The sequence below is a fragment of the Bacillus sp. GBSW19 genome (assembly GCF_002998655.1).
In the GTDB taxonomy this organism is placed as follows: Bacteria; Bacillota; Bacilli; order Bacillales; family Bacillaceae; genus Bacillus.
Window position 1 is genome coordinate 1,045,553 of record NZ_PVRF01000001.1, and the last position, 19,712, is coordinate 1,065,264.

General features: G+C 41.1%; 26 protein-coding genes. 9 read left to right on the forward strand and 17 right to left on the reverse strand.

The window, feature by feature from the left end:
- Positions 1-11 precede the first annotated feature (11 nt).
- On the reverse strand, positions 12-344 hold the full coding sequence (locus C6344_RS05450; RefSeq protein ID WP_034660940.1) for a winged helix-turn-helix transcriptional regulator: 333 nt from the start codon (positions 342-344) through the stop codon (positions 12-14).
- 139 nt (positions 345-483) lie between these two features.
- Here C6344_RS05450 and C6344_RS05455 point away from each other — a divergent pair, with 139 nt between their 5' ends.
- From C6344_RS05455 to C6344_RS05465, 3 genes are all read left to right on the forward strand, one after another.
- Positions 484-1,101, forward strand: coding sequence for a nitroreductase family protein (locus tag C6344_RS05455; protein ID WP_034660941.1), 618 nt, complete (start codon positions 484-486; stop codon positions 1,099-1,101).
- 237 nt (positions 1,102-1,338) lie between these two features.
- Positions 1,339-1,542 carry a DUF3311 domain-containing protein gene (locus C6344_RS05460; RefSeq protein ID WP_034660942.1) on the forward strand — a complete coding sequence of 68 codons (204 nt, stop codon included), beginning with the start codon at positions 1,339-1,341 and terminating at the stop codon, positions 1,540-1,542.
- Positions 1,542-3,035 (forward strand): sodium:solute symporter family protein, encoded by a 1,494-nt coding sequence (locus C6344_RS05465; protein WP_034660944.1) that lies wholly within the window; start codon positions 1,542-1,544, stop codon positions 3,033-3,035. Before C6344_RS05460 ends, C6344_RS05465 begins: the two co-directional genes overlap by 1 nt.
- 41 nt (positions 3,036-3,076) lie before the next feature.
- Here C6344_RS05465 and C6344_RS05470 read toward each other — a convergent pair whose 3' ends face one another.
- Positions 3,077-4,462 carry a S41 family peptidase gene (locus tag C6344_RS05470; RefSeq protein ID WP_034660946.1) on the reverse strand — a complete coding sequence of 462 codons (1,386 nt, stop codon included), beginning with the start codon at positions 4,460-4,462 and terminating at the stop codon, positions 3,077-3,079.
- Positions 4,463-4,613: 151 nt separating this feature from the next.
- On the opposite strand from C6344_RS05470, the gene C6344_RS05475 reads away from it, so the two are divergent.
- Positions 4,614-5,312: a class I SAM-dependent methyltransferase gene (locus C6344_RS05475; protein ID WP_106072816.1), complete on the forward strand. Its 699-nt coding sequence runs from the start codon at positions 4,614-4,616 to the stop codon at positions 5,310-5,312.
- Between the two features lie 92 nt (positions 5,313-5,404).
- Positions 5,405-5,656 carry a hypothetical protein gene (locus C6344_RS05480; RefSeq protein ID WP_003216113.1) on the forward strand — a complete coding sequence of 84 codons (252 nt, stop codon included), beginning with the start codon at positions 5,405-5,407 and terminating at the stop codon, positions 5,654-5,656.
- Between the two features lie 50 nt (positions 5,657-5,706).
- Here C6344_RS05480 and C6344_RS05485 read toward each other — a convergent pair whose 3' ends face one another.
- From C6344_RS05485 to C6344_RS05505, 5 genes are all read right to left on the reverse strand, one after another.
- A complete protein-coding gene (locus tag C6344_RS05485) occupies positions 5,707-6,537 on the reverse strand; it encodes a M15 family metallopeptidase (protein ID WP_060596558.1) in 831 nt (276 codons plus the stop codon).
- A gap of 68 nt (positions 6,538-6,605) precedes the next feature.
- Positions 6,606-7,301, reverse strand: a complete 696-nt coding sequence (deoD, locus tag C6344_RS05490) for a purine-nucleoside phosphorylase (protein ID WP_060596559.1) — start codon at positions 7,299-7,301, stop codon at positions 6,606-6,608.
- 112 nt (positions 7,302-7,413) lie between these two features.
- Positions 7,414-7,731, reverse strand: a complete 318-nt coding sequence (locus tag C6344_RS05495) for a YodL domain-containing protein (protein ID WP_034660949.1) — start codon at positions 7,729-7,731, stop codon at positions 7,414-7,416.
- A 54-nt stretch (positions 7,732-7,785) separates the two neighbouring features.
- Positions 7,786-8,394 carry a phosphatase PAP2 family protein gene (locus C6344_RS05500; RefSeq protein ID WP_034660950.1) on the reverse strand — a complete coding sequence of 203 codons (609 nt, stop codon included), beginning with the start codon at positions 8,392-8,394 and terminating at the stop codon, positions 7,786-7,788.
- A gap of 50 nt (positions 8,395-8,444) precedes the next feature.
- A complete protein-coding gene (locus C6344_RS05505) occupies positions 8,445-8,615 on the reverse strand; it encodes a YozD family protein (RefSeq protein ID WP_066030762.1) in 171 nt (56 codons plus the stop codon).
- A 119-nt stretch (positions 8,616-8,734) separates the two neighbouring features.
- Here C6344_RS05505 and C6344_RS19110 point away from each other — a divergent pair, with 119 nt between their 5' ends.
- Entirely contained in the window at positions 8,735-8,869 is a 135-nt protein-coding gene (locus tag C6344_RS19110; protein WP_258182067.1) for a hypothetical protein, read from the forward strand.
- On the opposite strand, the gene C6344_RS05510 is transcribed toward C6344_RS19110, so the two are convergent.
- The 7 genes from C6344_RS05510 to cgeC form a co-directional block, all read right to left on the reverse strand.
- The gene (locus tag C6344_RS05510) at positions 8,866-9,546 is read right to left on the reverse strand and encodes a hypothetical protein (protein WP_012010279.1); all 681 of its coding nucleotides are present in this window, start codon (positions 9,544-9,546) and stop codon (positions 8,866-8,868) included. The two genes, C6344_RS19110 and C6344_RS05510, sit on opposite strands and share 4 nt — an antisense overlap.
- Before the next feature lie 145 nt (positions 9,547-9,691).
- On the reverse strand, positions 9,692-9,916 hold the full coding sequence (locus tag C6344_RS05515) for a YozE family protein (RefSeq protein ID WP_003215834.1): 225 nt from the start codon (positions 9,914-9,916) through the stop codon (positions 9,692-9,694).
- 79 nt (positions 9,917-9,995) lie between these two features.
- On the reverse strand, positions 9,996-10,277 hold the full coding sequence (locus tag C6344_RS05520; protein ID WP_080869528.1) for a YokU family protein: 282 nt from the start codon (positions 10,275-10,277) through the stop codon (positions 9,996-9,998).
- Between the two features lie 2 nt (positions 10,278-10,279).
- Entirely contained in the window at positions 10,280-11,680 is a 1,401-nt protein-coding gene (gene kamA, locus C6344_RS05525) for a lysine 2,3-aminomutase (RefSeq protein WP_034660953.1), read from the reverse strand.
- A 117-nt stretch (positions 11,681-11,797) separates the two neighbouring features.
- Positions 11,798-13,174: a sigma-54 interaction domain-containing protein gene (locus C6344_RS05530; protein ID WP_066030761.1), complete on the reverse strand. Its 1,377-nt coding sequence runs from the start codon at positions 13,172-13,174 to the stop codon at positions 11,798-11,800.
- 158 nt (positions 13,175-13,332) lie between these two features.
- Complete coding sequence (locus tag C6344_RS05535) at positions 13,333-14,628, reverse strand: glycosyltransferase family A protein (RefSeq protein WP_106037318.1); 1,296 nt, start codon at positions 14,626-14,628, stop codon at positions 13,333-13,335.
- Positions 14,629-14,645: 17 nt separating this feature from the next.
- Complete coding sequence (gene cgeC / locus C6344_RS05540) at positions 14,646-14,966, reverse strand: spore maturation protein CgeC (protein ID WP_034660957.1); 321 nt, start codon at positions 14,964-14,966, stop codon at positions 14,646-14,648.
- A 207-nt stretch (positions 14,967-15,173) separates the two neighbouring features.
- Between cgeC and C6344_RS05545 the strand changes: the two genes are divergently transcribed.
- A complete protein-coding gene (locus tag C6344_RS05545; RefSeq protein WP_034660958.1) occupies positions 15,174-15,575 on the forward strand; it encodes a hypothetical protein in 402 nt (133 codons plus the stop codon).
- A 15-nt stretch (positions 15,576-15,590) separates the two neighbouring features.
- Entirely contained in the window at positions 15,591-16,553 is a 963-nt protein-coding gene (locus C6344_RS05550) for a CgeB family protein (protein WP_106047931.1), read from the forward strand.
- A 28-nt stretch (positions 16,554-16,581) separates the two neighbouring features.
- On the opposite strand, the gene C6344_RS05555 is transcribed toward C6344_RS05550, so the two are convergent.
- On the reverse strand, positions 16,582-17,304 hold the full coding sequence (locus C6344_RS05555; protein WP_066030758.1) for an acylneuraminate cytidylyltransferase family protein: 723 nt from the start codon (positions 17,302-17,304) through the stop codon (positions 16,582-16,584).
- A gap of 242 nt (positions 17,305-17,546) precedes the next feature.
- Between C6344_RS05555 and C6344_RS05560 the strand changes: the two genes are divergently transcribed.
- Complete coding sequence (locus C6344_RS05560; protein ID WP_106072817.1) at positions 17,547-18,575, forward strand: SDR family NAD(P)-dependent oxidoreductase; 1,029 nt, start codon at positions 17,547-17,549, stop codon at positions 18,573-18,575.
- A 51-nt stretch (positions 18,576-18,626) separates the two neighbouring features.
- Here the strand turns inward: C6344_RS05560 and msrB are convergent, their stop codons facing one another.
- Together msrB and msrA are read right to left on the reverse strand one after the other, a co-directional pair.
- Positions 18,627-19,058 (reverse strand): peptide-methionine (R)-S-oxide reductase MsrB, encoded by a 432-nt coding sequence (gene msrB, locus C6344_RS05565; protein WP_060596568.1) that lies wholly within the window; start codon positions 19,056-19,058, stop codon positions 18,627-18,629.
- On the reverse strand, positions 19,055-19,591 hold the full coding sequence (gene msrA, locus C6344_RS05570; protein WP_106061636.1) for a peptide-methionine (S)-S-oxide reductase MsrA: 537 nt from the start codon (positions 19,589-19,591) through the stop codon (positions 19,055-19,057). Before msrA ends, msrB begins: the two co-directional genes overlap by 4 nt.
- Positions 19,592-19,712: the final 121 nt, after the last annotated feature.

The window sequence follows — 19,712 nt, forward strand, 5'->3', positions numbered from 1 at the left end:
CAAACCTGAAACTAGGCTTGCTCCTTTTTTTCATGAGATTCTGTATACTCCCCTGCCCACCTAGATACCTCATGAAACACATTATTTAGCGCATTTCCTTTTTCAGTTAAACAATAAATGACTTTAACAGGCGTCTCAGGCAGAACAGTTCGCTCTATAATCCTTTCTTGCTCAAGTTCTTTTAAACGCTCTGCGAGCATTTTTTGACTGATAGATGGGATAATGTCCGTCATGTCTTTAAAGCGCTTTGGACCATCAAGCAATACATGAATAATGAGACCATTCCACCTTTTGCCTAGCAGTAAAAAAGCTTGCTGAATGTGTGGACATAATTGAAATTCCATAAATTTCAGCCTTTCTTTTCATGATTGTTTGACAAACTAACGGTATACAATTTAAAATAGCTCTAGTTACAATAAGTAAGTTTCTCACTTTTTTAGTTATTGTACCATACTATTTGCAAAAACGGGAGGAAATATCCATATGGCGACTGATCAAAAAACAATTGACATTTTAAAACAAAGAGCTTCAGTAAAAGAGTATGATACAACTCATGAAATGACAAAAGAAGAGTTAACAGAGCTTCTTGATATCACAACTAAAGCACCATCTGCGTGGAACCTTCAGCATTGGCATTTCACTGTTTTCCATAGTGCTGAATCTAAAGCGAAGTTACTTCCAATCGCTTACAACCAAAAGCAAATCTCACAAGCATCAGCTGTTATTGCTGTACTAGGTGATCTTGAAGCCAATCAAAATGGTGAAAAAATCTACAGTGAGCTGGCAGAACAAGGCTTCATTACTGAAGACATCAAAGAAACATTGATGACTCAAATCAATGGCGCATACCAAAGCGAGCAGTATGCACGTGAAGCTGCGTATTCAAATGCTTCATTAGCTGCTATGCAATTAATGATTGCTGCAAAAGCAATGGGCTATGATACATGCGCAATGGGTGGTTTCAGTAAAGACGCCTTCATCAAAGAATTCAATGTAAGCGGACGTTATGAGCCAGTCATGTTGATTTCAGTTGGTAAAGCAGCGAAAGAAGCTCATAAAAGCAATCGTTTCGACATCGAACAAGTATCTGATTTCCTTTAAAATTGGCAAGGCCTCAGCTTTCATGCTGAGGCTTTTTTTATTTGGTTTAAATATTATTCCTACATACTTTCTTTTCACTTTACTCCTTTTCACCTCCACTCTTTCTCCCTTTTTAAGAATGAAAGCGTTATATTAGTATGATATTCGCCAAAATGATTGTTTTTTCTGAAAATGGACTTGTGATCTAATCTGACAACTGCTATTATTATGAAATTACAAAAAATTCAGGAGGGAATCATGAATAAAAAATTGATACTGGCACTACTTATAGCGATTCCATTCATCGGACAGCTCGCACTGCTGCCCTTTGCGAATCGTATTCATCCATTTGTGATAGGGCTGCCCTTTTTCCACTTCTGGCTCTTACTATGGATTGTTCTCACACCAATCTGCACATTCATCATTTACCGGATGCAACATTCAAATGGAGGAACTGACTAATGCAAGGAAATTTAACAGCTTTATTGATTACTGCAAGTATTATTTTCATCGTCGTGGTCATCGGATTTGCCGCTGGCCGGGATAAATCATCGAGACAGTCAGTAGAGGAATGGTCTGTCGGCGGGAGAAAATTTGGCGGTCTGCTCGTCTGGTTCCTCGTAGGCGCAGATTTATATACCGCTTATACCTTTTTAGGGCTCACTAGTACAGCCTATACAGCTGGAAGTGTCGCTTTTTTCGCTATCCCCTATTCAGTTCTAGCGTATTTTATTGCTTATTTCTTCTTACCAAAGCTATGGACGGTTGCGAAAAATCACAACCTCACAACGCTCGCTGATTATGCACGTGAGCGGTTTGACAGCAAGCTGTTATCCAGTTTGATTGCGATTATTGGAGTACTTATGCTGATTCCTTATATTTGTCTTCAGCTAAGCGGGATTCAAGATACGTTAACTGTCGCTGGTACTAGTTATATTAATGTGAATGCAGTTGTTATTATTTCATTTATTTTAGTCGCACTTTATACATTTTTCAGTGGTATTAAAGGTCCTACATATACAGCCATTATTAAGGATATTCTCGTTTGGGTCATCATGCTGTTTATGGTGGTTTCACTGCCAATCATTCATTTTAACGGCTGGACCCCGATGATGAATACGTTAGCTAAGGAAGCGCCACAGCTTCTGACAATTCCTGACGGCGGTCCTAAAGGCATTTTATGGTTCATTACCGCTTCAGGCGTGTCTGCCCTTGCTTTGTTTATGTGGGCACATGCGGCAACTGGGGTTTTTACAGCCAAAAGTGCAGATGCCATCCGTAAAAACAGTATGTTTTTGCCTCTTTATAACATCGTATTGATTTTGGTCATCTTCCTTGGATTTATTGCCTTTTTAGTCTTACCTGAAGATACAAATCCAAGATTTGCTCTTCTTCATTTAATTCAAACGTCATATGGTGGTGTGATGCAGGGCCTCGCTTATTCAACAATTGCACTGGCTTCCCTCATTCCATGCTCGATCATGGCCATTGGCGCATCGAATTTATTTGCCAATAATTTATACCGTGACTTAATTCATCCGAATGTATCACCAAAAAGATTGACCATCATTACACGTTCAATGGTGTTTATCGTCATCGGACTGGCCCTTTTATTCGGGATGCTCTTCCCAACAGCACTTGTGACGCTTCAGCTCATTGGCGTTTCAGGAATGGTTCAAATTTTCCCAGCCATTGCGATCAGCTTGTTCTGGAAAAAACAATCGAGAGAAGCAACGATTGCGGGGTTAGTTGTTGGCATCATCGTCACCTTTACAGCCAATATCTCACAAGTCACGTTCGGTCTTTATGAAGGTTTTCTCGGTTTACTAGCAAACGTTGTGGTCATCTTGATCTTGAATCCATTCTTCCAAAAGCATGTCACAGACAATTCTGTCATAAATGATCTTTTTGAAAAAGATAACGAAAAAACAGAAGCGACTGTAAACAACGCGTAAACATAAAAAGAGCAGTCCCCCTTATGAGGACTGCTCTTTCTTTATTTCATTTCTTTTTTCAAAACTTCAATGGCTTTTTTCATTTGTGTATCATTGTTCTTTAGCTTATCTTGGATCTTTGTCATCAATACTGTCGTTGTATCTCCTGTCAGAATACCGTCTGTTTTCAGATCGTTGTCTGTTTGGAAGCGTTTGACGATAGACTGGAAAGCTTGATCGTACTCACCATTTGCTTTTGCTTTGTAGCCAAGCGCTTGGAACATTTTTTGAGCCGCTTTGACTTCATCTCCATTGTCATTCAGCTGATACGATTTTTTCGGACTTAAGTATGGCAGCTTTGCATAACTTGGGAGCGATGCTTTGACCTGTGGTTCAATTCCTTTTTTGTGAATCCAAGAACCATCCGGCGTCAGCCACTTGGCAATGGTTAACTTGACGCTAGAACCATCATTATAGCTTTGTGCATTTTGAACAGTTCCTTTACCAAATGTCTTTTCACCAATAATTTTGATACCTGAAGATTGGTGCAGAGCCGCCGCCATGATTTCAGCAGCGCTTGCTGAGCCGCCATTTACAAGAACAACTGCTGGCTGATGAACTTTACGTTCTTTTTCAGCCTTGTACTCTTCTTTCTTCCCTTTTTCTTCAACTTGCATGATGACTTTCCCTTTATCGATAAAGTCATTACTCATTTCAATCGCTTCTGTCATAATGCCGCCTGGATTATCTCTCAGGTCGATGACAAAGCCTTTTGCCCCTTTTTTCTCGAGGTCATCAATGGCTTTATCTAGCTCTTTCGATGTTGTTTCAGCAAAGGACGTAATTTGGATTTCTCCTATTTTGTCTTTTGTGAGTTTTGCATACACCGTTTCAAGCGGAATGGTGTCTCTTGTGATCGTCACATCAACATTGCCCACTCCTTGGCGGTTAAGGTGCAGCTTGACATCCGTTCCTTTTTTCCCTCTAATAAGAGAAACTGCTTTATTGACCGACATGCCTTTTGTGCTTTTCCCATCCACCTTTAAAATACGATCATGAGGTTTCAACCCGGCTTTTTCAGCAGGAGAGCCTTTAATCGGTGCGACAATTAAAATTTGCCCATCCTTCTCTTCTACTTGTGCACCAATTCCTTCAAATGATGATGAAATGGTGTTGTTAAATCCTTCGGCTTCCTCCTGATCCATATATGTAGAGTATGGATCATCAAGTGATGCAATCATTCCTTGAATCGCACCATCTACTAGTTTTTGATCATCCGTTTTTTCGTAATACTCATCTTTTACCTTCGTATACGCCGCCATGAGTTTACTAAACTTCTCGTCTCCTGAGACACTGACAGCCCCTTGTTTTGTGATCACAAATGTTATCGCAGAGGACAGGGCCGCTGTCACCAGAATGGCGATCACGAACTTAAATTGTTTTTTCAAAAAAACACCACCTTTATCTCCTTTCATTATTATCAAGGACGATGCTTCATCCGTCAACCAAAGGATCGAAGTTCTCTTTGAAAAGATAAGCCATTTGACCTTGCATTGCATAATCTTTAAAGAGGAACTTGATAAGGAAAGAAGGGATTTCATGAGTGATTATGTAGAAATGCTTGCCTATTTTGGCGTATCCAGTGCCCATCCTGGCGGAATTGAGTTAACAAAAACGATGCTTGAGCATATAAAATTGATGCCGGATGCACGTATACTGGATGCGGGATGCGGGACAGGACAAACGGCGGCATATTTAGGAAATATCGGTTATCAGGTAGAGGCGATTGATACACATCCTTTGATGATTGAAAAGGCCAACCTGCGATTTGAGCGAGAAGAACTGCCGATCCGCGCATTGCAAGCATCGATTGAACAGCTGCCATTTCCAGATGAAGCGTTCACTCTTCTCATCAGTGAATCTGTTTTAAGCTTCACAAACCTTCCTGCTGCACTTGCTGAGATCAAACGAGTGCTTGCCCCTGGAAGTCAAATGATCGCAAATGAAGCTGTGTTAAAAGCACCCCTTACACCAGAGGAGCTCGCCACCGTACGAGATTTTTACGGGTTTCACTCACTCTTTTCACTTGAAGAATGGAAGGAGCAGCTAAAAGCAGCAGGATTCCATGACTTTCGCATTCTCTCATTTGATGAACACATGGTACAGGAGGAGCCGACAGAAATGGAATTATCTGAACACATCCCGCCTTCTCTTTACGAAACGCTGCAAACACACTACGATCTGATTCAAGCGCATCGGAAGCAGCTAAGCCACATTCTATTTGAATGTACCGTATAAAATGAGCGAATCTCCTATATGTTTTGTCCAAACTCTATGAGGTCTCTCGCATAGGATAAGAGTGAAAAGAGTTTGTCATAAGGAGGAAAAATATGGAGCGCTATCAAAAGCTTTGTCAGCAGCACATGGGAAAAGTCGCTAGAATCACAGATCGTAATGGCAGAGTGCATGTCGGACGCATTGAGCGGGTGACAAACCGTAAAGTGTATATTCGTCCAGTCGGCGGTTCTCGCGGCGGCTTTGGCTTTGGTTATTACGGAGGGTATTACGGCTGGGGTGCGGCTTATGGCATCGGGCTTGGTTTCATTACAGGTTTCGCATTAGCAGGATTGTTCTTTTTTTAAAAGAAGAATAAAGAAGGCCCCCCGAATAGCTGGGAGGCCTTTTTATTTGATTAGATTTTCTTCACTTTGTTCATGTACTCTTCAAATGTTAAATCGTGATCATGCATCGCTTTTGCTGCTTCTTTTCCAACATAGCGCAGATGCCACGGCTCATATTCATATTTTGTAATATCTTCTTTTCCTTTTGGATAACGAATGATAAAACCATATTTATAGGCGTTTTTAGCCACCCATTTGCCATCAGGTGTTTCACCAAACTTTTCAGAGATGTCAAAGCCGGCACTTTTTGAGGAAATGTCCATGGCAAGGCCTGTTTGATGTTCACTTTCGCCTGGTAAAGCTACTGCTTCCTGCGCTTTGTCTTTGCCTTTTAATTTGACTTCACTATCAAAAATGACTTTTTGACGGTCATAGGAGCGATAGCCAGATACTGCAGCCAGCTCGAAGTTTTTCTTTTTCGCATCTTTGAATAACTTCTCAAGTGCTTCCGCTGCTTCTTTACGAATATATCGTTTTTCAATATCCTCTGAAAAAGAGAATTCTACTTTTGGTACAACGAGATCAGAAGGTTTATAGGTTCCTGGTAATGCGTATTCTTTGTTGACAAGAGCTAGCACGTTTGCAGGATTTTGAATGGTTTTCAACCCACTTACCACCTTGATGTCATTGAAATATTCACTCTTTAATGTCAGCTCTTGATCCGATGAATCTGCTGTATTGTTTGAGTTTTGCTGGGTAGATGAATTTGCTGCGCTCTTTTGTTCGTTTGTTTTGTTCGATTCAGATGTACCGCTTTTTTGATCCAGCAACTGGCAGCCCGATAGTGCGGCTGTCAAACCAAGAATCGATGCGATTGAGAGTATTTTATAGCTTTTCTTCATGACATACCTTCCTTTTGCTCTTCTAAAAAAATAAAGATGCGCTACATCGTAGCACACCCTTTATACTATTATAAAAGAGAGTCTAGTGCAATTAAGATCATTTCGTCAAATGTCGTTTGACGCTCTTCAGCCGTCGTTTCTTCTCCTGTGAGAACATGATCACTCACTGTCAGAATGGATAACGCTTTTCGATCAAATTTTGCTGCAAGCGAATAAAGAGCTGTTGTCTCCATTTCAATCGCTAGGATACCGTATTGAGCCATGAGTTCAAGTGGTTTTTCATTGTAAAATTGGTCTGCTGTAAATACATTACCGACACGTACAGCGACATTTTTTGCTTCTGCTGTATCGTAGGCTTTCTTAAGCAGTCCAAAATCAGCGCAAGGTGCGTAATCAATCGGTCCAAACGCCACACGATTCATTTGTGAGTCTGTTGAAGATGTTTGAGCTAAAATGACATCACGCACGTTGACATCCCTTTTGATAGCCCCGCAAGATCCGACGCGGATTAAGTTTTGAACATCATAGCTTTGAATGAGTTCATTCACATAAATCGAAATAGAAGGTACGCCCATTCCGGTACCTTGTACAGAAACGCGCTTTCCTTTGTAGGTTCCAGTATAACCATACATTCCGCGCACTTCGTTATAGCATTCGACATCTTCTAAATATGTATCTGCAATATATTTCGCACGAAGCGGGTCGCCTGGCAGCAATACCGTTTCTGCAATTTGTCCTTTTTCTGCTCCAATATGTACACTCATTTTTTAGCCTCCACTTACGTTTACTATGTGATTTATCCTATTTAGTATAAACGATTGAGCCTAAAAAAGAAAATACCAGCTGAAGCTCAAGCTGGCATCGTCAATCATCTATTTAACTCATCGTTATCAGTCGTTCACTGCGTTTCCATCCTGCCGGAAAAAGCTGATAATAGCACTTTCCTTTCTTCTTATCATCAATCACAACAATATCACCTGTTGTCATAAACCGTGCATTGTAATCATTAGGGACTGTATCATGTACATTAAATGTCGAGAATGCCTTTTCCAGAACATCCAGGTGTGTTCTGCCGCCAATCTTTGTCCGGTACACAGGCTGATGCCCGCTTGCAGCGCCATATTCAGGTGTCTGATAAATGGTTAAGTGAAATGCTGAAGGTTTCTTTTGAAAAAATCTCAACGTCAATTGCATTCAAATCCCTCCCCTTTTATATAAAATTGGCTGGGGTCTGTCAATTTCCTTCTTCTATTTTTGTCGAATGACAGACAATTTTTCGTCAATCTTTTTACAAATGAGAAATAAAGCAAGTCCTATCGCAAAACCGCCTGCAACATCTGTCAAATAATGAACACCGATATACATTCGGCTGATCCCAATCAAAAGAACACAGAACCCCGTGATCAAGTAGACGATTTTTTGTCTTTCTTTCAGCCATGGAATCATTTCAACTAATAGATAAGCTATAAAAGGATAGATTGTGGCTGCATTCATCGAATGTCCGCTCGGAAAGCTGTAATACGTTTCATTGACAAGATGATCAAAGGCCGGTCGCTCTCTAGCAAACAGTCCCTTTAGTTCATGATTGATGGTTTTTTCTGTGAGATATAATAGAAAAAGCATCATGATAGAGTAATAGCGCTTATACATGAATAGTACGACACTAAAAATGAGCATGATTGGGACGAGCAGCGCACTAATGCCAAAGTCCGTCAAAGTCAGCATGACATCATTTAAAAAAGGGAGTCTGATGCTCTCAAACCATAAGATGATCTGGTTGTCCAATTCTTGACCCGCACCAGATACCATGAGCGCAGCAATGGCGCCAAATAAAATCAAAAGAAATAGGATATACACGCGAAAGATTCTCCTCCCTCTCTCTTCAGAATCTCTTCAAAGTATAGTGCCTACCACGCCTCTTCTTCAACTATCATTGCTTTTTTCAGCATATATTCAAACGTAATGTCAGCCAGCTCAAACGTTTCCAGCTCAGCAGGTATGTACCCTCTTTTGACCAGCTCCATGTAGAAGAATTCCGCAATTTCCTCTGTATCAATCACCAAATCTGCTTCTTTCATTACATTCCGCCTCCTTTTTTATGATGTATGAACGACGCCTGTTTTTTATTACAGTTTGTCATAATGGCTCATTCCATACATATAAATGCAGTAAACAAAAAGAAAAGGGGTTTGAGGCAATGAAATGGTTAAGCATATTAGATGGAGAAACGTTTGATCAGGTGATGGGCCGTATCTTGAGGGGATGGTTTTATGTGATTGTTTTTTTCTGTGTGCCTTATTTTTTATTCGTGTTAGGACAAGTCTTTCTTTAACCAAAATGCTCGTGTAAACTTTCCAATATAAAATCCATCATATCTTTGTATTCTGGATCTTCGAAAAATTCGTAGAGAATTTTATAGTCATTATATATATCAAGAAGCTCATCCACTATAGATACAGCGAGGAATTCTAGTGAAGCTTCGCTTTCTTGTTTCTCTTCTAATTGTAATAGAGCCGTTTGAACCATATCTTCTTCCATTTCTTTTGAGGTTTCACCGACGTAATGCACAAAAAGAAGCTGATGAACGAACTGGTCCATCTCATACTTCCTCAGGACAAGCGTTAAGTCTTCCTCTTCTGTTTCCAGCCACTCTCCGTCCTTTAGCCTCGTGAGTTCGTAAATGACATCTTCCCAGCCGTCATCAAGGTATCGCCATATTTCAGTCCGATGGCCAATAATTTTAAATAGCTCTTTTCCGTAATCTTTTACATATACAACATCGCCAATGAGGAACTCATATTCAATGTCCAGCTTTTCTGTATCCACAATCACCCCGTCGTACTCATCGTAAAGCTGAAGTGATGTTTCAAAATAAAGCACCTCATTATGATTGACCTCATACAAATAGTGCTGGTCAATTTGATGGACTTTTGTAATCGTTCCGACTGTGCCGTACATGACAACGACGACAATATCCCCTACTTGATATTTTGGTGCTTTCGCCTTCATTCTGTCTCCCCCTTGCCCGACTTTTGGTCTTAACGTATCGTATGCCGGCGCAAGGAATTCTGCATGGGCAACCACACCATGCAAAACGCCATTTTATTTCTCATAAAAAAAACCGCTTCTCCCATCCGGAACAAGCGGTTGTTTGTTATTTTTTTTTGACTTCTACTTCATATTGCTCAAACGCTTCGTCAAATGTTGTCATTGAGCTCAAATAATCGCCATTTAATTCTAAATAGGCACACAGCTCATGATAATCAGTGGACGCTTTCGGGAAGCTGTGATCCTCATAAGCAGCATTTGCAAAATGGCTGATTTCATCTTTCGGTTTTGGATGTCTGTACTTCATTAAATAATGGTAAAACGACTTCACCTGTTTTTCCCTCCGCGACACTCTATTTTGTTGTTATATTATACAGCAATTTGATGACTTGTATAGGCGGAGGTACAACTTATGATGAAAAGTCAAAGTAATTTCGCTTTAATAACCGCTCCATGCTCATTAATTCTTCGTATGAAATTTTTTCTGGAAGTTTTGTCTGATCCACTAAAATTAATTGATCTTCTATCTCTTTGACCGTCTCATCCTTTTGATATAACATGCCGCAGTGCGTGCAGGAAATGGACGGTGTTTCGATGATTTCAATTGATTGTGTGCCAGTGATCAGTTCCCAATAGACTGTTGTCTGCTCTGCGTTTGCTTTGTTTTCCTCACACCAATCACATGTCAGCAAGGTCATTTCTCCTCCTTTACAGTTTGATCTTTTTTGAGCTGTGCTTGATATTTTTTCTCTTTTAATTCATCTCGTTTTTCACGTTTGTTTTTGAGTGTGTCATGCTCAGGATTTGTCTCATATGCTTCTCTTCGTTTCATCCGGCTTAAATTCTCAGGCGTAAACGATTTCGCTTCATCCTGAAATAGTGCGGTAACACCAATTGCCGGTTCTTGTTTCTCTTCATAAATTTCATTAAAATACGCATCTGCCTGGCCTGCCACGTAATGCTCTGGTTCAGGGTAAGAGGTGATCACACCTTCAAAGTTACGAAGGACGACTTTGTCAGGGCTTTGCGATAATAAATAATTTGGCTGTAAGGCGATCTTTCCTCCGCCTCCTGGTGCATCTACAACAAAGCTTGGCACGGCATACCCGCTCGTATGCCCTCTTAAGCCTTCAATGATTTCAAGACCTTTTGATACTGGTGTTCTAAAGTGGCCAATCCCCTCAGATAAATCACATTGATAGATATAATAAGGTCTGACCCGTATCTTCACGAGATCGTGCATCAGCTTCTTCATAATCGGCACACTGTCGTTAATACCTGCAAGGATGACAGCCTGATTACCAACAGGGACGCCGGCATTCACAAGACGTTCGCACGCTTCTTTCGCTTCTTTCGTAATTTCAATGCTTGTATTGAAATGGGTATTCAGCCAAACCGGATGATATTTTTTCAAAATCTCGCACAGCTCATCTGTAATGCGCTGCGGAAAGACGACCGGCGCGCGGGTTCCTATCCGAATGATCTCAACGTGCGGAATGTCTCGTAAGTTTTTCAAAATGTATTCAAGCACTTGATCATTGATTAAGAGCCCATCTCCGCCGGAAATTAACACATCCCGCACCTCAGGTGTTTCTCTAATATATCCAATGGCAGCATCTAACTGCTTTTTTGGCACGCCCATACCGATCTGGCCGGAAAAACGTCTTCTCGTACAATAGCGGCAGTACATGGAGCACTGATTTGTTACAAGAAAGAGCACACGATCTGGGTACCGATGCGTTAACCCCGGGACAGGTGAGTCTTCATCTTCATGCAGCGGGTCTTCCAAGTCATATTTTGTTTTATGCAGCTCCTCAGCGATTGGCACAGATTGCATACGTACTGGGCATCTTGGATCGTCTGGATTCATCAGTGAGGCATAGTAGGGTGTAATGTTGAGTGGAATGGTTTTGGTGGAAATCTTCACCCCTTCTCTTTCCTCTTCTGTTAAGTTCACGATTTTCTCTAAATCTTCAAGCGTTTTCACGGTATGCGTCAGCTGCCAAATCCAGTCGTTCCACTTTTCCTCAGGTACATCCTTCCAAAGCTCAATGTCCTTCCAATGACGCGCCGGTTCATACAGTTTCTGATTCATATCCATTCCCCCTATCAGCATTCACCTTATACTATGCAAGTTATGTGCCAACATGGGAAAATGCCCCTATTCTTTACAAAAGGAGCTTTACCCGTGATATTCAATGGATGGTGGTGCCTATTTTTCGGCATCTGCATATTTCTTCAGTTTATACTGCAGCGTTTGTCGAGGGATTTTTAAGGCTGCGGCGGTTTTTTTAATATTGCCATGATGCTGATTTAAAGCTTCTTGAATCAAAGTTTGTTCAAATGAAGAAACCTGACTTTTTAAGGAGGCGTCGGGTGTTTCTTCCTCGAGCTTCTGCGTACGTAAATGAGCAGGAAGGTATGAAGGTGTGATGTCTTCCGCTTCCTCTGGCATCATCAATACGGCATGCTCAATGGTATGTTTTAATTCTCTGACGTTTCCCGGCCAGTGGTGAGCCATAAACAATTGTTCCGTTTCTTCAGAAAGGCGTTTGACGTTTTTTGAAAACTGCTGATGATAGGTTTGAATGAAATGGCGGGAAAGCAGCGGGATGTCTTGCTTTCTCTCACGAAGCGGCGGGATATGAAAAGATGACACATGCAGTCTATAAAATAAGTCTTCTCTTAAGATTTGCTTTTTCACTGCTTCAAATGGGTCCATATTGAGTGCAGTAATGAGTCTTACATCCACTTGAATCGCTTTTGCATCCCCAATGCGGCGCACAACACCATCCTCTAACACGCGTAATAATTTCGTCTGCAGCGTGAGCGGCATCGCTTGCAGTTCATCAAGAAAAAGCGTGCCTCCATCAGCCAATTCAAAGAGCCCCTTGCGATCAATTGCGCCCGTATAGCTCCCTTTGACAGATCCGAATAATAGGCTCTCAAGTAGCGATTCTGGAAGTGCTGCACAGTTTTGCGGAATGAACACTTGGTTTTTCCGGTCAGATTCATGAACAATGGCTTGAACGAGCACTTCTTTCCCTGTCCCTGTTTCCCCGTAGACAACAACTGATGACGGATAAGCAGCTGCTTTTTTTGCCTTTTCAAGCATTTCTTTTAAGAACGGATCATTTGTTAAAAATGAAGCAAAATCATGCATTTGTTCTGCCCCAGCCACATCGTGTATCCGTTTTTTCTGATCTAAACGATTTGAAAGGGCTGACAGCTTCGATACATCTTTTGCGACTTCGACCGCGCCTATTAACTTGCTTTCTTCAATAATGGGCAATGTCGTGTTGACGGTTTCAATTCTTTCTCCGTTTTTATTCAAATAGGTTTGCAGCGAATGATAAATGGGCTTCCCAGTTCTCAAAACATGCATAAGCGTACTTGTTTTTTCTGTTAAAGAGGGATACACCTCAAGGATGTACTTGCCAATCACCTCTTCTTTTTGTAAACAGTCAAACTTAGCGGCATTATGATTGTAAAAGATCGTCATGCCTTGATCATCTACAACATGAATGGCTTCATCAATGGCTTCTAAAATTAATTCAAACCAATCCGCTCTTTCGACAACTTTCCCCATTCTTTCCCCCTCACTTTCAGTGCCAAAAAACCGGCGTCTATTGCCGAATTTTCAGCGGCTTGATCATCTTCATCACACCTTCTCCTGTCCTTTCATGTTTCGCTTTTTCCTTGCAACTTCCTGCTTTTTTTGTCTATAGCGCCAAAAAAGCACCCCTCTTATGAGGAGTGCTTTCGCCCTGATGTTTGATAAAGAGACATATCGAATTCTTGCAGCGATTCCATATACAGCGGCACTATCGGCTTTCCTTCTTGAAATAACGTAAATTGGGAAGGGTATAAATTAATTGGCTGATGATAAAAAGCAAATCGCTTCACGACATCAGGATCAATACGGTAAAAGGTATGATGCATCAGTAAATAGACATCTTGTTTCCATTTAAACAGCCGCCTGTTTGGCGGACTAAATACTGGAGAAACTTGAATCATGCCGCCATCTTCAAACATCTGAAGCCGTTCATTTGAAATCGTATAGATCTCCTTAGGGTGAAACTGAAAATATTGCACGTCACGTTTTGAAGCAAATCGCCTTTTTTTCTGATCTTCAATATAATAGAACGTTTTCCCATGATCTGCCGTGACAACTGTATAATTTGGTACTGCCAGCATGTCTTTCATCTCATATTTCATCGCACATAACGATGGCACCCGAATCGCGCGCCTGTTTTTTTCGTTCACCCAGCACCTTTCAATTTCATGAAGATTGCCGCCTGCGATTTGGTAGTAATCCCCTTCCTTTTCAATCACCGTTCCGTCAATGAGATCATACGGCATACTCGAAAACAGATGATGAAAGGAATGAGGGGTTTTATACGTTGTATCAAGTACATCTCTTAATGGAAAAAACGCGGCAAATTGATTCAGCCTCATCCAAAAAACAGAATCTGCATGATGCCAGTGTTTCGGCTCATCATCCCAATATTGCCCGTATTTTTCATGAATTAGCGGAAGCAAACGCCTTCTGTGCATGACCGAACAATGATCCACTTGAAAGGATGCATGCTCCAAGATTTGGTCTGCTTCACGGACAAAGCTCATGGTCTCAACTAAATGCTTATCAACATGCACGACCCGCTGCGAGGAATAAACGATATCGATATGAGGCTTCGACTGAAAAACATCCACCATTTTCTGCAAACGATCTTGATGATACACAGTATCATCTGTTAAATAACAAATGAGCTGACCTGTTATACGGGTTAGCGCTTCATTAATAAGCGTCGCATACCGAACGGTTAACAGCCGTTTTGCAGGATGAACCGTGCGTGAATACAGATGAATGCGTTCATCGTCTAAATAGGGCTGGATCTTTTGGAGGGTGCCTTGTTCTGAGCCATCATCCATAATCAGAAGCTCCCAATTTGAATACGTTTGTTCCACCATACTCTTTAGCACACGATCAATGAAATCAGGTTTATTGTAGCTTGTTAAAATTACCGATACTTTCATGATCATTATCCTTTTTAATTAGATTAAAAAGCCCCCCAGCTGACAATGTTCACGTAAGGAACATTCACTCTTAGCTGATTTGTCACGTTTTTAAAGACCGCTACTGTATCAAAGAGCTGCACAACAACTACGTTTTGAAGGACCTCTCCATTGACTAAATGAACACGTGGCAGCGGAATGCCAAGCTCAAGCCATGGACGAAGTAATTCTTTGATGTCTGACACACTCTCTTCCTCACTTTCTTCTAAAAGACGAAGAAGAAGTAAAATCAAGATGACTTCAAGTACTCCTTCTGCTTCTAGTAACTCTTCGTTCCAACCATTTAATAATTGTTCAAATTCCATTCATAATCCCTCTCTCTTCACATTTAATCTTTACTAGAGTATGAGAATCACTTCATTTAGCCTCAGCATTTGAAAACATTTTTAAAAATGTGTGAAGTAATTAAATGAAAAAAAGAACAAGGAATCAGCGTTCTGCTTATACCAAAAAAAGTGAACGGCATATACATAGGGGTGAGTTTGAATTGATGAAGAAAGGATGGGAAAAAAATGAGCGACAAGCGTGCCGAATTAAAAAAAGAACTATTGAAAGTGTTTTTCAAACCACTTACTCGTGCATTAACAGTTAATCTTGAAGAAGGAGGAGTTCAAATGGAAGAAAAATTGAACGATTTATTAAGTGAAGTGGCAGCTGAGGCATCACCTTCAGATTCTGCTACAACACTCGATGTATCTCAGCCAGCAAGATGGATTTTTGCAAGACTTGCACCAGGAACCGTCATCAGCATTGTCACTGACTCAGGAGACTTAATCGGGCCAGTTCAATTCGTAGCATTCAATGCTTTAACGGGTGTTGTATTTGTTACACAAGAAAGCTCAGTCACACCAACAGGCTCTGCAACGACTTTATTAGATGTAGATAAAGTTGAAAGTGTTACGTTCACATCTTAATGTGAGAGGGTCATCATGAAGCTTCTTTATATCAGCTCTGGCTACGGCGGAATCTATCACATGTTTGATCAATGGGTAGAAGAGAGCTTCATTGATTCCCCCTTTTCATGTGTGAAAATTGATCGAGAATCTCTACCCGCTCACATGCACAAAATCCGGACATTTTCTCCGGATTTTGTTTTGATGATGATCGGTGATCATGTTCCGAGCGAAGTGCTTCATCAATTCAAACAAGAAAAGATCCCGATCGTTTTGTGGATGACAGAAGATCCCTTTTATACAGATGTGTCAGCTGCTTGCACGCGTGATGCGCGGCTCATATTAACGATTGATGAAGGAGCTTTGCCATTTTACAAACAATTGGGCATAGGTCACACCCACTACTTTCCCATTCCGGCAAATACACGTGTTTTTCAAAAAAACCAATCGCCTGAAGAGATGTGCAACTATGACATTGCACTCGCCGGCTACCCTTACCCCAATCGCATCATCGCCATTGATACACTCTTACAACAGAACAAATGGCGGATTCTCGTTGCAGGTAAGGAATGGCATCGTCATTTAAATAAGTCACGAAGACATTATCGAGATCTCACACTAGTGACCAATTGGCTGAGCCCTCAGCAAATGGCGGACATCTATCAGCAATCAGCGATTGTTCTGAACCCGCACAGGCCGGCTCAGTTTGCCTATAATAAAAACAAAGCCATGATTCAAAATGTAAGCCTGAACAACAGAGCGTTTGATATCGCTGCAGCTGGAAGCTTTCAATTGACGGATCTACAACCGCCGCAAGCTTTTTCAAGCTTCGTTTTTTATAAAGATGAGGACGATTTGCTGGAACAGGTTGAATATTATGGATCAAATCCCGAGAAAAGAAAAGCGATCGCACGAAACAATTACGAACAAGTCGTTTCCTGGAATACATTTGAGACATTTCCACACAGGCTTTATGAGATCGTAAAAAGCGCCCTATGACCGGGCGCTTTTCTCGTTGAAATTCATCTTATGCATAACCCTCCGCATCTCGGCGAGCCAATAAGACTTTCTCCGCTTTCTCAAGGTCTTCCTCCTGTTTCACCACGAGTGATTTTTGGCGATCCATGATATACGCTCCAACAGATCCTTCTAAAAAGGAATGAATGCATTCTTTTGCATATGGAACATGAAAAGCATACACTGCTCCATTTAAACGGCCATACGTATATGGCTGCTCATGCTTTGGCATGAAAAAGTAATGATTGTCCTTATATAAAGTGGCTTCATTATTCTCATGCAGTGTCCATGTTTCATTTGGGTTTTCTAGCGCCTCTGTAAAAGATGCCATGCAGTCATAACCCCCTTCTACTAAAAGCTGCAAGCACTTCTCAATATCTTCCGGCTCTCTTAAAGGAGACGATGGATGTAAATATAGAACAATATCAAAGGTCTTCCCCTCACGCTCTAAATAAGCAAGCGCATGCTTCACAGCTATGAGTGACGGTGTTTGTTCCGTTACATGCGTGTCTGGCAGTTCAATCACATGGGCTCCGTAGTGAGAAGAAATGATTTGAGTATTGACATCCTCTGTAGAGACGATGACTTCATCTAACTCAATCATTTGCAGTAACGGCTGAATGGTCCAATAGATGAGCGGCCGCTCCGCCAATACGCGAATGTGTTCATCATGCTGATCGCGCCTGCTTCTAAAAGCTGGTATCAAGGCTAAAATACGATTTCCCCTATACATGTATTCCCTTCTCCCCTCGCGCAAAGCTCTCTTCATTTTCACCGAGCTGATCGCAGTACTGAAGTGTTCAGGTCTCTCGTTTTTCTACTTGTTCTCTTATCTCTCCATATTCTATTAAGACGTCAAGCAGATGGTTATAATTTGTTCACCTAATTTATATAGAAAGTGGTTCTTTTCCTCAAACGGATACCGCTCTTTCACATATGATGCAAAGTAGAGAAATGAGAGTTGGGGGATTAGATATGTCCAAAAAGATAGAAACGAGTTTGAAGGCTTTTTTTCGTGACAAAACGATATTAGTCACAGGCGGTACGGGTTCGATCGGCCGTCAAATTGTGAAAAAATTAACATCATGCTCTCCAAAGAAGATTATCGTCTTCAGCAAAGATGACAGCAAACAATACATGATGAAAAATGAGTATGCAGATCATCCAGAAGTTGCATTCGCTTTAGGAGATGTACGAGATGCAAGCCGCGTGAGACAGCTCGTCAAAGGCGTTGATATCATCTTTCATGCAGCCGCCTTAAAACAAGTACCCACTTGTGAAGACAATCCGTTTGAAGCCGTACAAACAAATATTATCGGCGGACAGCACGTCATTGAGGCTGCAATCGAACATGAAGTCAGTCATGTTGTCAACATCTCAACTGACAAAGCAGTTTCTCCGACCAATGCCATGGGTGCAACAAAATTGATTTCAGAAAAACTATTTTTCCAAGCAAACGAAAGTATTCCGAATCAAAAAACGATGTTTTGCTCTGTGCGTTTTGGCAATGTGCTTGGATCAAGAGGTTCAGTCATTCCCATCATGCTCCAGCAGCTGTTAAATGAAAAACCTTTGACCGTAACTGACCCTAATATGACACGTTTTTTTATGTCCATCGAAGAAGCTGTCTCCCTCACACTTCAAGCAGCCATCATGATGAAAGGCGGCGAAACATTCATTCTCAAGATGGAGTCATTACAGCTTGCTGATCTCTTAAAAGCGTTTCATGAATATGCCACTCAAATCAATGTCGCACCCCCGGATATTCTCGTTGTTGGGAAAAGACCTGGAGAAAAGCTTCACGAAGAGCTCACATTTCCGCACGAAGCAGATGCACTATTTGAGCATGAACAATTTTATGCCATTTTACCAAGACCACAACTGCACGCTGACTTTCAAAAAGTCGACTTAACCAATTACACATCAAATGAAGCGCCTCTCATTACAAAAGAAAAGCTATTCCACATCATTGAACAATTACATCACACGCATCATAAAAAATAAAAAATCGTCACACGGAAGCAGATGCCTTCCATGTGACGATTTTTAAATAGATCAATCAAATAGATGTTTCAAATCCCCATAGCCTTCTTTTTCAAGATCATCTTTTGGGATAAACTTCAAAGCGGCTGAGTTAATACAATACCGAAGACCATTTGGTCCTGGACCATCAGGAAAGACATGACCTAGATGAGAATCAGCTGTTTTGCTGCGCACCTCTGTCCGCACCATCCCATGGCTCGTATCCACCTTCTCCGCTACTTCCTCATCTTCAAGCGGCTTTGTGAAACTCGGCCAGCCGCAATGGGCATCAAACTTATCTAAAGATGAAAAAAGCGGCTTGCCTGAAATGATATCCACATAAATGCCTTCTTCTTTGTGATCCCAGAATTCATTTTGAAATGGCGGCTCAGTGCCATTATTTTGCGTGACTTCGTACTGCATTCGGTTTAATTCTTTCAGACGCTTTTCTTTTTCGTTTGTCATGATTTATCACTCCAATGGGACTCAATAAAACCCGCTCTGCCCGAACCGACATGATATCGTTCGTAGTGCATTTTGTTCTTTTTATAATAATGCTGATGATATTCCTCTGCGGGATAAAAAGGACCAGCATCTAAAATTTCTGTCACAATTGGCTTTTGGAAAGTGCCGCTTTGGTTCAGCTTCTCTTTCGATGCTTCTGCAAGCTTTCTCTGCTCGTCATGATGAACATAAATACCTGTGCGGTAGGACTCTCCTCTATCACCAAATTGCCCTCCATCATCTGTTGGGTCTATTTGCTGCCAATACAGTTCTAATAGCTTTTCATACGAGAAAACGTCTGGATCAAACGTGATTTGAACCGCTTCTCTATGTCCCGTTGTATTTGTACATACTTCCTCATAGGTCGGATTCACTGTATGTCCGCCAGTATACCCTGATTCAACTTTGATAATGCCCGGCTGTTCATCAAAAGGTTTAACCATACACCAGAAGCAGCCTCCTGCAAATGTGGCTAATTCTTGTTTTTCAGACATATTAGTGCCCCCTTCATTTAAAAAATGGTATCATCATATTATAACATGATGAAAAATAATGAAAATGATACGACTTGTATACCTAAAATAAAAGAAAGCATTCTGTCGTATCTTAAAATAT